This window comes from Agromyces sp. SYSU T00194 (assembly GCF_040496035.1).
Lineage (GTDB): Bacteria > Actinomycetota > Actinomycetes > Actinomycetales > Microbacteriaceae > Agromyces > Agromyces chitinivorans.
The window spans coordinates 1,963,888-1,976,451 of sequence record NZ_JBEPJZ010000001.1; the positions used below are offsets into that span (position 1 = coordinate 1,963,888).

The 12,564-nt window shown below is 73.3% G+C and carries 11 protein-coding genes; 8 read left to right on the forward strand and 3 right to left on the reverse strand.

Annotated features, from left to right (window positions below):
• Positions 1 to 33 precede the first annotated feature (33 nt).
• The gene (locus ABZK10_RS09040) at positions 34 to 1,062 is read right to left on the reverse strand and encodes a LacI family DNA-binding transcriptional regulator (RefSeq protein ID WP_353808860.1); all 1,029 of its coding nucleotides are present in this window, start codon (positions 1,060 to 1,062) and stop codon (positions 34 to 36) included.
• 112 nt (positions 1,063 to 1,174) lie between these two features.
• On the opposite strand from ABZK10_RS09040, the gene ABZK10_RS09045 reads away from it, so the two are divergent.
• From ABZK10_RS09045 to ABZK10_RS09060, 4 genes are all read left to right on the forward strand, one after another.
• Positions 1,175 to 2,125: a carbohydrate ABC transporter permease gene (locus ABZK10_RS09045; RefSeq protein WP_436408503.1), complete on the forward strand. Its 951-nt coding sequence runs from the start codon at positions 1,175 to 1,177 to the stop codon at positions 2,123 to 2,125.
• Positions 2,122 to 3,048, forward strand: a complete 927-nt coding sequence (locus ABZK10_RS09050; protein ID WP_436408504.1) for a carbohydrate ABC transporter permease — start codon at positions 2,122 to 2,124, stop codon at positions 3,046 to 3,048. Before ABZK10_RS09045 ends, ABZK10_RS09050 begins: the two co-directional genes overlap by 4 nt.
• 103 nt (positions 3,049 to 3,151) lie before the next feature.
• Positions 3,152 to 4,495 (forward strand): ABC transporter substrate-binding protein, encoded by a 1,344-nt coding sequence (locus ABZK10_RS09055; RefSeq protein WP_353808861.1) that lies wholly within the window; start codon positions 3,152 to 3,154, stop codon positions 4,493 to 4,495.
• Between the two features lie 70 nt (positions 4,496 to 4,565).
• Positions 4,566 to 6,389, forward strand: coding sequence for a glycoside hydrolase family 35 protein (locus ABZK10_RS09060; RefSeq protein WP_353808862.1), 1,824 nt, complete (start codon positions 4,566 to 4,568; stop codon positions 6,387 to 6,389).
• A gap of 193 nt (positions 6,390 to 6,582) precedes the next feature.
• Here the strand turns inward: ABZK10_RS09060 and ABZK10_RS09065 are convergent, their stop codons facing one another.
• Positions 6,583 to 7,548: an NAD(P)/FAD-dependent oxidoreductase gene (locus ABZK10_RS09065; protein WP_353808863.1), complete on the reverse strand. Its 966-nt coding sequence runs from the start codon at positions 7,546 to 7,548 to the stop codon at positions 6,583 to 6,585.
• A 258-nt stretch (positions 7,549 to 7,806) separates the two neighbouring features.
• On the opposite strand from ABZK10_RS09065, the gene ABZK10_RS09070 reads away from it, so the two are divergent.
• Positions 7,807 to 8,787, forward strand: a complete 981-nt coding sequence (locus ABZK10_RS09070; RefSeq protein ID WP_353808864.1) for a DNA-formamidopyrimidine glycosylase family protein — start codon at positions 7,807 to 7,809, stop codon at positions 8,785 to 8,787.
• Positions 8,788 to 8,803: 16 nt separating this feature from the next.
• Here ABZK10_RS09070 and ABZK10_RS09075 read toward each other — a convergent pair whose 3' ends face one another.
• Complete coding sequence (locus ABZK10_RS09075; RefSeq protein WP_353808865.1) at positions 8,804 to 10,285, reverse strand: LuxR C-terminal-related transcriptional regulator; 1,482 nt, start codon at positions 10,283 to 10,285, stop codon at positions 8,804 to 8,806.
• A gap of 111 nt (positions 10,286 to 10,396) precedes the next feature.
• Here ABZK10_RS09075 and ABZK10_RS09080 point away from each other — a divergent pair, with 111 nt between their 5' ends.
• From ABZK10_RS09080 to ABZK10_RS09090, 3 genes are all read left to right on the forward strand, one after another.
• Positions 10,397 to 10,972 carry a hypothetical protein gene (locus tag ABZK10_RS09080; RefSeq protein WP_353808866.1) on the forward strand — a complete coding sequence of 192 codons (576 nt, stop codon included), beginning with the start codon at positions 10,397 to 10,399 and terminating at the stop codon, positions 10,970 to 10,972.
• A gap of 85 nt (positions 10,973 to 11,057) precedes the next feature.
• A complete protein-coding gene (locus ABZK10_RS09085) occupies positions 11,058 to 11,999 on the forward strand; it encodes an MBL fold metallo-hydrolase (RefSeq protein WP_353808867.1) in 942 nt (313 codons plus the stop codon).
• A gap of 66 nt (positions 12,000 to 12,065) precedes the next feature.
• Positions 12,066 to 12,506 carry a hypothetical protein gene (locus ABZK10_RS09090; RefSeq protein WP_353808868.1) on the forward strand — a complete coding sequence of 147 codons (441 nt, stop codon included), beginning with the start codon at positions 12,066 to 12,068 and terminating at the stop codon, positions 12,504 to 12,506.
• The last annotated feature ends 58 nt before the right edge of the window (positions 12,507 to 12,564 follow it).

Genomic DNA, 12,564 nt, shown 5'->3' on the forward strand with positions numbered 1-12,564 from the left:
GGCGCGGGACGGCGCGGGCAGGCGCGCGCGGGGTCAGGCCGGCGGCGGTGCCGTGCTCCCGCGCACGACGAGCTCGGTGGGCACGAGCTCCACGTCGTGCAGCTCGCCCTCCTCGACCTCGCGGATGAGCGCCTCGACCGACCGGCGGCCGACCTCGCCGAAGAACTGGCGCACGGTGGTGAGCGGCGGCCAGAAGCTGCGCGCCTCCTCCATGTCGTCGAAGCCGACGACGCTGACCTCGCCGGGCACGTCCCGGCCGGCCTCGTGCATCGCGCGCAGCACGCCGAGCGCCATCTGGTCGTTCCCGGCGAACACGGCGGTCACGTCGGGGTCGGATGCGAGTGCGCGACCGATCTCGTGCCCCGACTCGCTGGTCCAGTCGCCGACGTGCACGGGCGGCACGGGAGCGCCCGCCTCCCGCAGCACCTGCTCCCACGCCTCGCGGCGGTGCACGGCCGAGAACGACGATGCCGGCCCCGCGATGTGGTGCACGGTGCGATGGCCGAGGTCGAGCAGGTGGCGGGTCGCGAGTCGCGCGCCGTGCGCCTGGTCGGTGTCGACCACGGGGAAGCGGTCCTGCGCGTTCGAGTCGACGACCACGACCGGGAGCCCCGGGGGCAACTCGATCTCCCGCTCGTCGAGCAGGTGCGCCTCGACGACCATGATGACGCCGTCGACGGCCTCCTCGCTCAGGCGATCGACCGCCTCCGAGATCTCACCGCCCGTGCGGTGGGGCACGGGGATGAGCGTGATCGAGTAGCCGGCCGCGGCAGCGGCGCTCGCGACCGCGTCGAGCGTGCGCATGTTGCCGAAGCTGGAGAGCGTGAACATGATCACGCCGATGCTGTGGAAGCGGCCGGAGCGGAGGGCGCGGGCCGCGCTGTTCGGCCGATAGCCGAGCCGCTGCATCGCCGCGAGCACGCGGGTGCGCGTCTCGGGGTCGACGTTCTCGCGGCCGTTCGCGACACGGGAGACGGTCTGGCCGGAGACGTTCGCCTCGCGGGCGACGTCGGCCATCGAGACACCGCGGCGGCGAGTCGCCGCCGGGATCGGTGCAGTCATCGTCGCCTCCTCCGGCCCGTCCTCACATCGTAGTGTTCACGATGTTGACGTAAACATGCTACAGTGCGACCACGCGATGTTGACGTAAACATCAGCGAGATGGGAATCACGGATGACAATGACGTCGGAGCGCACGACGACACCGCCGCCGGCCGAACGCACGCCCGGGGCATCCGCTCGACGACCGAGACGCGGCAACCGCAGCGAGTGGAAGGGCCTGGCCTTCACCGCCCCCTTCCTGGTCGTCTTCCTGCTGGTGTTCATCGCACCGGTTGTCTACTCGCTCTTCCTCAGCCTGTTCCGGGAGCAGATCGTCGGCGGCAACGCGTTCGTCGGGCTCGACAACTACGCGCAGCTGCTGCAGGACGAGCAGTTCTGGGAGGGCTTCGGCCGGGTCGTGCTGTTCCTGCTCGTGCAGGTGCCGATCATGCTCGGCCTCGCGCTCGTCGCCGCGCTCGCGATCGACAGCGCACGGCTGCACGCGTCGAACTTCTTCCGCATCGTCGTCTTCCTGCCGTACGCGGTTCCGGCCGTCGTGGCCGTGCTCATGTGGGGCTTCATCTTCGGCGACAAGTTCGGGCTCGTCGCCAACGTCAACGACGCGCTCGGCGGCGACGTGGTCACGCCGTTCGCGGGATCGTGGATCCTCGTGTCGATCGGCAACATCGTCACCTGGGAGTTCGTCGGCTACAACATGCTGATCTTCTACTCCGCGCTGCGGGTGATCCCGACCGACCTCTACGAGGCGGCCGCGATCGACGGTGCCGGCCAGTTCCGCATCGTCCGCGCGATCAAGCTGCCCGCGCTGCGCGGCGCGATCGTCATCGCCACGATCTTCTCCATCATCGGCAGCTTCCAGCTCTTCAACGAGCCGAACATCCTGCGCACGCTCGCCCCGAACGTGATCACGACCTACTTCACCCCCAACATGTACGCCTACAACCTCTCGTTCGCGGGCCAGCAGTACAACTACTCGGCCACCGTCGCCATCGTCATGGGCGTCATCACCGCGGTGATCGCCTACGTCGTGCAACTCCGCGGCTCGCGGAAGGAGGACCGATGACCATCGCGACCGCCAAGCGCCCCGGGACCGGGCGCCCCGCCTCCGCTCGCGATGCACGCCGCCGCGAGATCTCGCCGCTGCGGCCCCGCAAGTCGATCGCGTTCACGCTGCTCATGGTCGTGTTCGCCCTCTACAGCCTCGTGCCGCTCGTCTGGCTCGTCATCAACGCGACCAAGACGCAGGCCGACCTGTTCTCGACCTTCGGCCTCTGGTTCGGCGGCGACTTCGCCCTGTTCTCGAACATCTGGGAGACGCTGACCTACGACGACGGCATCTTCCTCCGCTGGTTCGGCAACACGCTGCTGTACGTCGTCGTCGGCGCCGGCGGCGCGACGCTGCTCGCGACGCTCGCCGGCTACGGCCTGGCGAAGTTCCGCTTCAGGGGCCGGGCCGCGATCTTCGCGGTCGTGCTCGGGGCGATCGCGGTGCCCGGCACCGCGCTCGCCGTGCCGACGTTCCTCATGTTCAGCCAGCTGGGGCTCACCAACACCCCGTGGGCGATCATCATCCCGTCGCTGATCAGCCCCTTCGGGCTGTACCTGATCTGGGTGTACGCGGTCGACTCGGTGCCGAAGGAGCTGCTCGAGGCCGCGCGCATGGACGGGGCAGGCGAGTTCCGCACCTTCTTCACGATCTCGATCCGGCTGCTGGCCCCCGGCATCGTGACGGTGCTGCTGTTCACGGTCGTCGCGACCTGGAACAACTACTTCCTGCCCCTCATCATGCTGAGCGACCCCACCTGGTACCCGCTCACCGTGGGCCTCAACCAGTGGAACGCGCAGGCGACCGGCGTCAGCGCGCAGCCCATCTACCACCTGGTGATCACGGGCTCCCTCCTCACGATCATCCCCATCGTCGTCGCGTTCCTCGGACTCCAGCGGTTCTGGCAGTCGGGGCTCAGCGCCGGGAGCGTCAAGCAGTGACCGGGCGGCACTGCACCGACGCGCACACCCACCGCCCGGCCGGAGCGTCCTGCCCCGGCACCACACCGCAACAACACGGCACAACGAAGTGAAGGGAACTCACATGGCCATCTTCCGCAGCGCTCTCGGGCGCCGGATCACCGTCGCCGCCACGGCGATGCTCGCGGTCGGCGCGCTCGCCGCCTGCTCCACCGGGGGCGACAGCACCTCCGCATCGGGCAGCGCCGACGACCTCGACGCCGCGCTCGAGGCGGGCGGCAGCCTCACCTACTGGAGCTGGACCCCCAGCGCGGAGGCGCAGGTCGCCGCGTTCGAGGAGGCGTACCCGAACGTCGACGTCGAGCTCGTCAACGCGGGCACGAACACCGAGGAGTACACGAAGCTCCAGAACGCGATCAAGGCGGGCTCCGGCGCGCCCGACGTCGTGCAGATCGAGTACTACGCCATTCCGCAGTTCGCGCTGACCGACTCGCTGCTCGACCTGTCGCAGTACGGCCTCGACTCGCTCGAGGACCAGTACAGCGCGTCCACCTGGGGCGCCGTGAACGTCGACGGCGCGCTCGTCGGCCTCCCGCAGGACTCGGGCCCCATGGCGCTGTTCTACAACGCGTCCGTGTTCGACGAGTACGGCATCGAGGTGCCGACCACGTGGGACGAGTACGTCGACGCCGCGCGCGCCCTGAACGAGGCCGACCCGTCGAAGTTCATCACGTCCGACACCGGTGACGCGGGCTTCACCACCAGCATGATCTGGCAGGCCGGCGGCCGCCCGTTCGACGTCTCGGGCACCGACGTCACCATCGACCTCGCCGACGAGGGCACCCAGCAGTGGACCGGCGTCTGGGACCAGCTCGTCGAGGAGGGCCTGCTCTCCGACACCCCCGGCTGGACCGACGAGTGGTACCAGGGCCTCGCCGACGGCTCGATCGCGACCCTCGTGACCGGCGCCTGGATGCCCGGCGTGCTCGAGTCGAGCGTCGCCGACGCGGCGGGCGACTGGCGCGTGGCCCCCATGCCGACCTACGACGGCACCCCGGTGTCGGCCGAGAACGGCGGCGGCGGCCAGTCGGTCACCGCGCAGAGCGAGAACCCGGCCCTCGCCGCGGCGTTCCTGCGCTGGCTGAACAGCGACCCGGAGTCGATCGCGATCTTCCTCGAGTCGGGCGGCTTCCCGTCGACCACGGCCGACCTGGAGGACCCGGAGTTCCTGGCGCTCGAGTCGGACTACTTCGGCGGCCAGCAGATCAACGAGGTGCTCACGCAGGCATCGAAGGACGTCTCGACCGGATGGCAGTACCTGCCGTTCCAGGTCTACGCGAACAGCATCTTCGGTGACACGGTCGGCCAGTCCTACCTGAACCAGGCGCCGCTCGAGGACGGACTCGCCTCCTGGCAGTCGCAGCTCGTCGAGTACGGCAACTCGCAGGGCTTCACGGTCGGCGAGTAGCAGCACACCGTTCGGGGATGGGCCGGCCGGGGCATCCGGCCGGCCCATCCCGCATCATCACTGGAGCATCATGAGCCGCTTCGTCATCGGCCCCACCGACTTCGAGCTCGACGGGCATCCGTTCCGCATCCTCTCGGGCGCCCTGCACTACTTCCGCGTGCACCCCGAGCTCTGGGCCGACCGCATCCGCAAGGCGCGACTGATGGGGCTCAACACCATCGAGACCTACGTGCCGTGGAACCTGCACGAGCCGCGTCGCGGCGAGTGGGCGGCCGGCGACGGGCTCGACCTCGGGCGCTTCCTCGACCTCGTGGCCGCCGAGGGCATGCATGCGATCGTGCGCCCCGGCCCCTACATCTGCGCCGAGTTCGACAACGGCGGGCTGCCCGCGTGGCTGTTCCGCGACCCCGAGGTGGGCGTGCGTCGCAGCGAGCCCCGCTACCTCGACGCCGTCACGGCCTACCTGCGCCGCGTCTACGAGATCGTCGCGCCGCGCCAGGTCGACGAGGGCGGCCCCGTGATCCTCGTGCAGATCGAGAACGAGTACGGCGCGTACGGCTCCGACAAGGCCTACCTGCGGGCGCTCGTCGAGACGACCCGCGCGGCCGGCATCACCGTGCCCCTCAACACCATCGACCAGCCGACCCCGCAGATGCTCGCCGACGGCAGCCTGCCCGGCCTGCACCTGACCGGCTCGTTCGGGTCTCGCACCACGGAGCGGCTCGCGACCCTGCGCGAGTTCCAGCCCACGGGACCCCTCATGTGCATGGAGTTCTGGTGCGGCTGGTTCGACGACTGGGGCTCGCACCACCACACGACGGATGCCGCCGAGTCGGCCGCCGAACTCGACACGCTGCTCGCCGCGGGCGGGTCGGTCAACGTCTACATGTTCCACGGCGGCACGAACTTCGGACTCACCAACGGCGCCAACGACAAGGGCCGCTATGCGCCCATCGCGACCAGCTACGACTACGACGCGCCGCTCGACGAGACCGGGTACCCGACCGAGAAGTACTTCGCGTTCCGCGAGGTGATCGCCCGCTACGCCGAGGTGCCCGCCGAGGTGCCCGAGAGGCGACCGGATGCCCCCGAGCTCGCCGTGCCGCTCCGGCCGGGCCCGCGCCTGCTCGACCTGGCCGACCGGCTGGGCGAGGCATCCGCCCACGACGACCTGCCGACGTTCGACGACCTCGGGCACGACCGCGGGTTCGCGGTGTTCGCCGCCCGCATCGACGGCTCGGGGCCGGGCACGCTCGTGGTCGGCGAGGAGGTGCGCGACCGGGCGTGGGTGCTGCTCGACGGCGAGCCCGTGGGCGTGCTCGCGCGCGACGCGCACGAGCGGGCGATCGCCCTGCCACGTGCGTCGGGCGAGCTCGTCCTCGTGGTCGAGGACCAGGGCAGGGTGAACTACGGCACGCGGATCGGCGAGCACAAGGGGCTGATCGGCGGGGTGACCGTCGACGGCGAGCCGGTGCGTGGCTGGACCGTGCGGCCGCTCGACCTGGGGCGCGTGCCGGGGCTCGTGCCGACCGACCGCTCGGGTGGGCCGGGTGCGCTCGAGGCCGACGCCGTGCCGGACGGGCCACGTGAGCGGGTGACGGGCCCGGGTGCTCCCGCGCCCGGTGGCGGCCCGCGGTTCGCGACGGCCGAGTTCGCGCTCGACGCGCCCGCAGACCTCTACCTCGACACCGCCGACTGGGGCAAGGGCGTCGTCTGGGTCAACGGCTTCCTGCTCGGCCGCTACTGGCGGCGCGGTCCGCAGCGGACCCTCGTGGTGCCCGGTCCGGTGACGCGCGCCGGCGCGAACGAACTCGTGGTGCTGGAGTTCGAGGCGTTGGCGGAGACATCCGCTCGCTTCGTCGCCCACCCCGAGCTCGGCCACACCGAGATCTGAGGGCGCCGCCCCTGGGGGTGGGGTCGCTTTTCAGGAGGCCGGATCGGCTGCCTGCACAGATCGGCGTGAGGCACCCTGATCGCGCAACGCCAGTGCGCAGACGGCCACCCCGCGCATGTTCCTGCTCCCGGTCGCGCCGGGGCTCCTGAAAGGCGACACCACCCCCGGACGTACGCGCCGGAGCCCGGTCGGGTCAGCCCGCGGCGGACGCGACCGCGCGGCGCACGTCCTCGGCGACGAGGTCGGCGTTGATCGCCGTGCCTGCGAGCGAGCCCGACGACATCGCCCACGGCACCGACGACTTCGCCGAGACGACGTTGCCGGCGGCGTACAGCCCGCGCACGCTGGTCTGGCCGGCGTCGTCGAGCAGTGCCCAGTTCACGCCGGACTCGCGCATGGTGCGGGCGAACAGCCCGCGCAGCACGCCATCGTTCGGCACCGCCTTCGGGGCCACGAACAGCACGTCGACGGCCCGCTCGGAACCATCGGCGAAGCGGATGCCGGCGAGCCGACCCTCCGCATCGGCGACGACCCGCTCGATCTCGCGCTCGTCGAGCGCGATGTCGCACGCGTCGAGCTCCGCGCGCACGCGATCGAGCACCGCCGCGCCGTTGGCGTACAGGGTGACGTCGGCCGCGACCTGGCGCATGAGCTGCGCCTGGTGCGTGTCGACGCGCGCGCCCGCGAGCACCGCGACGCGCTCGTCGCGCACCTCCCACCCGTCGCAGTACGGGCACATGACGACGCCGCGCCCCCACTGCTCGGCGAGGCCCGGCACGTCGGGCAGTTCGTCGACGAGCCCGGTCGCGACGAGGAGGCGCCGCGCGGTGTAGCGCTCGCCGGAGTCGAGCACGACCTCGAAGCCGGGCACCTCGTCGTCGAGCTGCGCGGCGGAGGCGACGGCGCCCGACTCGATCGTCACGTCGTAGCGGGTGAGTTCCGCGCGGCCGGCGGCGAGCAGGTCGGCGGGGGAGGTGTGGTCGCGTCCGAGCACGCCGTGCATGTGTCCGGCCGGCCCGTTGCGCGGCGCGCCGGCGTCGACCACGAGCACGCGGCGGCGCGAGCGCCCGAGCATGAGCGCGGCGCTGAGGCCGGCGGCCCCGCCGCCTATGACGATGACGTCCCAGTCGTGGCGCTGCGGCGCCGAGGCATCCGTCACGGGGTCCTCCCTGTGGTGTGCGGTCGGGCACGTCGGCCCCCGCCCGCGCGGGTGCGCAGGTCGTGGCCACGGCCCTCGTATTCCACAGTATTCGCACCAGCAGGAGGTCGGGCCGGTCGGGGGACGGAACACGCGGCGAACGGGGCGATCCGGGCGGCCGGGCGGTCAGGTGAGGGGGCGACGGAGCGGGTGCGGGCGGTCAGGTGAGGGGGCGACGGAGCGGGTGCGGGCGTCGGCGGCGTGTGCGAGGCTGGCCGCATGCCGGAGTCGCCGGAGGTGCAGGCGCTCGCCGAGGAACTCGGCGCGCGGCTGGCCGGGCGCACGCTGGTCGACGCCGACGTGCTCGAATTCCGCGTGCAGAAGACGCGGGCGCGGCCACTGTCGGCGCTCGTCGGCGCGCAGGTCGCCGGCGTCGCCCGCCACGGCAAGCTGCTCGACCTCGCGTTCGCGAGCGGTGCCCACCTGGTCGTCTCGCTCGGCCGGCACGGTTGGGCGAGATGGGCGGCCGCGGGCGCCTCGGTGCCGGCGGATGCCACCGAGGTGACGGATGCCACCGAGGTGACGGATGCCAGCGAGGTGACGGATGCCGGCGATGCGACGGATGCCCCGGCTGCACGCGACGCCGATGCGGCACGCCCGCCGGAGGCATCCGCCGAACCGCCCCCGCCCGCACTCGCCGTACTCGCATTCGACGACGGCGCGATGCTCGAGCTCACCGACGCCGGCGGGTGGGTGTCGCTCGGCTGCTGGGTGGTCGACGACCCGGCCGACGTGCCGGCGGTGGCGAAGCTCGGGCCCGACCCCGCCGACCCGAGGTACTCGCGGGCCGACTTCGAGCGCGCGTTCGGCGGCCGGCGCAAGCAGGTGAAGGCCGTACTGCAGGAGCAGGAGTCGATCGCGGGCATCGGCAACGCGTACTCCGACGAGATCCTGTTCGCGGCCCGTGTCTCGCCGGTCGTGCACGCCAACGCGCTCGACGACGATGCGCGCGACCGCCTGTTCGCCGCGACCGTGCGGGTGGTGCGCGACGCGATCGCCGCACGGCGCGGCGTCCCGATCGCCGACCTGAAGGCAGCCAAGGTGGCCGCGATGCGCGTGCACGGTCGCGCCGGGGAGGCGTGCCCGCGCTGCGGCGACGAGATCCGCGACTTCACCTTCGCGAGCACGACCGCCCAGTACAGCCCCACGTGCCAGACCGGCGGCGAGGTGCTGGCGCTGCGCGAGGCATCCGGCGCCTGACGGTCGGCGCCGCGTCTCAGCCGCCGGTGCGAGCCACCCAGGCGGCGACCGCGGCACGGTTCGGCGCGCCGAGCTTGCGCAGGATCGAGCGGAGGTGCTGCTCGACCGTGCGCTCGGAGAGGAACAGGTCCGCGGCGATCGCGCGGTTGCTCGCGCCCTCGGCGACGAGCGCCGCGACCTCGCGCTCGCGGGGTGACAGGGGCGAGGTGCGCGACGAGATCCGTGCCGCCTCGTCGGCCGCGGCCCGCGCGTACCGCACGGCGCCCAGCTCCGCGGCCCTCCGCTCGGCCTGCGCGAACCACTCGCCCGCCGCGCCCGCGTCCCCGAGGAACGCCTCGAGCCGCCCGAGCACGAGGGCGACCGGTCCGCCGTAGGGCGTGGTGACGCCGGCCACCACGTGCAGGTGGCCGAACGGGGCCAGCGTGTCGCGCAGCTGTGCGGCCGATGCCCGGTCGTCGGCGAGGATGGCGAGGCGCGAGAACGCCTGGCAGGCGATGAGCCACTCCACCGCCGTCGGCGGCAGGGCGTCGAGCCGCGGCGCGATCGTGCGCCAGATCGCGACCGCCTCGTCGCGTCGGCCGAGCTCGGCGAGCAGCTCGCCGCGCCAGGCCTGCATGGGCTGCGGTGCACCGACGAGGCTGGCCGCCACGTCCCGCTCCACCGCGGCGAGCTCCTCGCCGGTGCGCAGCGCCAGCGAGCTGCGGAAGAACAGCTGGATGGCACCCGCATCGGCCGCGCCCGCGGCCTCGCCCAGCTCGCGCGCCCGATCGGCGAGCACGGATGCCGCTGCGAGGCGGTCCTCCCAGAGCGCGGTGTTCGCGGCGACCAGCTCGAGGCGCCACCGCCACGCCGGTGCGTCGCTGCGGTGCACGACCGCCGTCAGCGCCGCGACGGCCTCGGCGACCTCGACGCGCAGTCCGAGCTGCAGCAGCGCGTCGGCGCGCCACAGCCACCCCCAGGCGAGGATCTCGTCGTCGGCCGCCGCGTGGCCGAGCTCCACCAGCCGGGCGGCGGTGCCGAGTCGATCGGCGATGCCGTGCGGGCCGAGCGCCCGCGCGTGCTCGGCCTGGAGGGCGAGGAAGCGGCGCTCCGCGGCATCCGCATCGATGCGTGCCTCGGGCGGCGCGACCTCCTCCGACCAGGCGGTCGAGATCGCCGACAGCTGGTCCGCCACGAGCGTGCGCCGGTCGGACGGCTCCGGGCCGAGCATGGCGAGCGCCTCCAGGCAGAGCGCCTGCTGGGCGGCGGTCGCCTCGCGCGACGCGATGAGCTGCCCCTGCACGGCGGTGGCGGCACGGGCGACGACGTCGGCGTCGCCGAGTGCGCGGCCGATCGCGGCGGCACCGACGGCGGCGTCCCACGCGCGTGCGGCCGAACCGGTGCGCGATTCCGCCCGTGCACGTGCGAGCAGCTGCTCCGCGCGGGCGCGCTCGCCGGAAGGTGCGGACGTCGGCGCGGGGGCGTCGGTCGCGTCGGGCGGTTCGGACTCGGTACGCATGCTCGTCTTTGCGTGTTCTCGCGGATGCCACGGGTGCGAGGCCGAGCCTAGCGTCGGCATCAGCACCGGGAACAGCACGCCGAGCGGTCGGCATCGAGGAGAGGAACCATCATGTCCACAGCACTGCCCAGGGGCGTCGCGGCGGTCGCCGTCGTCGGCGCCGTCGCCCAGCTGGCCTACGGGGTGCTCGCCATCGCGTTCCCGTGGCCGGCGATCGCCGGCACCGGCGGCGAGCTGGTCTGGATCGTCGTGAACCTCGGCTGGATCGCGGCGCTCGCCGGCTGGGCCATGGTCGTGGCGCCGGGGCGCACGGTCGTCGTCGGCGCGGCGATCGCGTCGGTCGGCTTCGCGGTGCGCATCGTCGCCGCGGCGGTGACGATCGCCTCGCCCGCATCCGACCCCCTGCCGCTCGTGCTCGCGAGCATCGCGCTCACGCTCGGCGGGGTGGCGGTCGTCGCGGTCGGCACGTTCCTCGTGCGGCCGGTGCGATCGGCCGTCACCTGGGTGCCCGCGATCGCCCTCGTCGTCGAGTTCGGCATCGCCTCGATGTACTCCGCGAACACGGTGCTGCACTTCATCCTGCTCGGTCTGGCCTGGGGTGCGGTGCTGCTCGCGATGGCGATCGTCGTGGCCGCGCGTGCCCGTGCGGCGGCGGCCGCCGAGGCACCCGTGACGACCGCCGCCTGAGGGTCGCGCCCGGCTTCGTGGGGATCTCCGAGGGAAGCCCTGAGGCCGGGCTTCCGGGCCTGCGCCCGCGGCTAGCGTCGTGCGGGTGACTGAGGGAACGAGACCGGGGACGGGTGCTGCGCACGAGCAGGCGGGGGACGCCGACGCGGTGCGCACGCCCGCGGGGGAGGCGGCCGCGGGCGCGCCGGCGCAGGAGCGGGGGAGGGCCGGCCGCGGGGCCGCGCGGCGCGCCGAGCGAGGGGCCGCGCGACGCGCCGAGCGAGGGGCCGCGCTGCGCGTCGAGCGGGTGGGCCGGCACCTCTTCGCCGCGATCACGGAGCACGTGAACTGGCTGATCCACGCGGGGCCCGACGGCGTGACGCTCATCGACTCGGGCTACCTCGGCCAGCGGGAGCAGCTGCTGGCCTCGCTGGCGGCGGTCGGATGCGGCCCGGCCGACGTCGACGCGGTGCTGCTGACGCACGCGCACGCCGACCACCTCGGCGGCGCGGCCTGGCTCGCAGCGGAGCACGGCACGCCGGTGCACGCCGCACGGGGCGAGCTGCCGAACCTGCATCGCGACGTGCTCGAGCAGGTGTCGCCCGCGCGCCTCCTGCCGCACGCGTGGCGGTCGGGGGTGCTGCCGTGGGCCGGGGCGATCCTGCCGCTGCTGGAGGGCCGGGCGACGCTGGGGGTGCCTGCCGGAACCGCGCTGTCCGAGGCGGAGGACGGACGCATCGAGGTGCCGGGGCGGCCCCGGGTGATCCACGTGGCGGGCCACACCACGGGCCATGCTGCGTACGACTTCGTGGAGGAGGGCGTGCTGGCGACCGGCGACGCCCTGGTGACCGGGCACCGCACCCTGCACTCGGCCGTTCCGCAGCTGCTGCCGTCGGTCTACCACCACGACCTGCTGCAGGCGCGGGCGTGCCTGGTCGCCCTGCGGGCCTCGGAGTCGCACCTGCTCCTCCCGGGCCATGGCGACCCGTGGCACGGCCCCGCGTCCCGGGCGGTCGACATCGCCCTCCTCGCCGGCGCTCCCTGGTAGCGCGCCCGCTCACAGCGGGGTGCGGCGGGGTGCGGCGGGGCGCGGCGGGCGCGAGAGGATGGGGGCGTGGGAGCCGGGGACGCGCAGGGACTCGTGGTCGTGGTCGACGTCGCCAACGTGATGGGCGCGCGTCCCGACGGGTGGTGGCGCGACCGGGCGGGGGCCGCGGCGCGGCTGCTCGCGAGCATGCCGGCGCTCGTCGGGAGCGTCGTCGAGGTGCCGGCGACGGATGCCTCCGGCAGCACGCCCGGCCCGCAGCCGCGGCGCATCGCGCGCATCGTCGCCGTCGTCGAGGGGCAGGCGAAGGCCGTCGCCGACGTCGCCGGAATCGAGGTCGTCCGGGCCCCGGCCGACGGGGACGGCGCGATCGTCGAGGTCGCGCGCGAGCTCGAGGCATCCGGTGCCGCAGTGCTCGTGGTGACCGCCGATCGCGGCCTCCGCGAGCGGCTCGCGCCGGGCGCCTCCACCGCTGGGCCGGGCTGGATGCGCGGCCTCCTCGACGGCTGACGGCGCGTTCCACCGCTCGAGGATTCGTCATTCACTTCGTTGACAACACTTGTCGACA

Coding starts and splice junctions, on each gene's coding strand:
- ABZK10_RS09040 (WP_353808860.1), bottom strand. CDS start 1,062: ATGACTGCACCGATCCCGGCGGCGACTCGCCGCCGCGGTGTCTCGATG.
- ABZK10_RS09045 (WP_436408503.1), top strand. CDS start 1,175: ATGACAATGACGTCGGAGCGCACGACGACACCGCCGCCGGCCGAACGC.
- ABZK10_RS09050 (WP_436408504.1), top strand. CDS start 2,122: ATGACCATCGCGACCGCCAAGCGCCCCGGGACCGGGCGCCCCGCCTCC.
- ABZK10_RS09055 (WP_353808861.1), top strand. CDS start 3,152: ATGGCCATCTTCCGCAGCGCTCTCGGGCGCCGGATCACCGTCGCCGCC.
- ABZK10_RS09060 (WP_353808862.1), top strand. CDS start 4,566: ATGAGCCGCTTCGTCATCGGCCCCACCGACTTCGAGCTCGACGGGCAT.
- ABZK10_RS09070 (WP_353808864.1), top strand. CDS start 7,807: ATGCCGGAGTCGCCGGAGGTGCAGGCGCTCGCCGAGGAACTCGGCGCG.
- ABZK10_RS09075 (WP_353808865.1), bottom strand. CDS start 10,285: ATGCGTACCGAGTCCGAACCGCCCGACGCGACCGACGCCCCCGCGCCG.
- ABZK10_RS09080 (WP_353808866.1), top strand. CDS start 10,397: ATGTCCACAGCACTGCCCAGGGGCGTCGCGGCGGTCGCCGTCGTCGGC.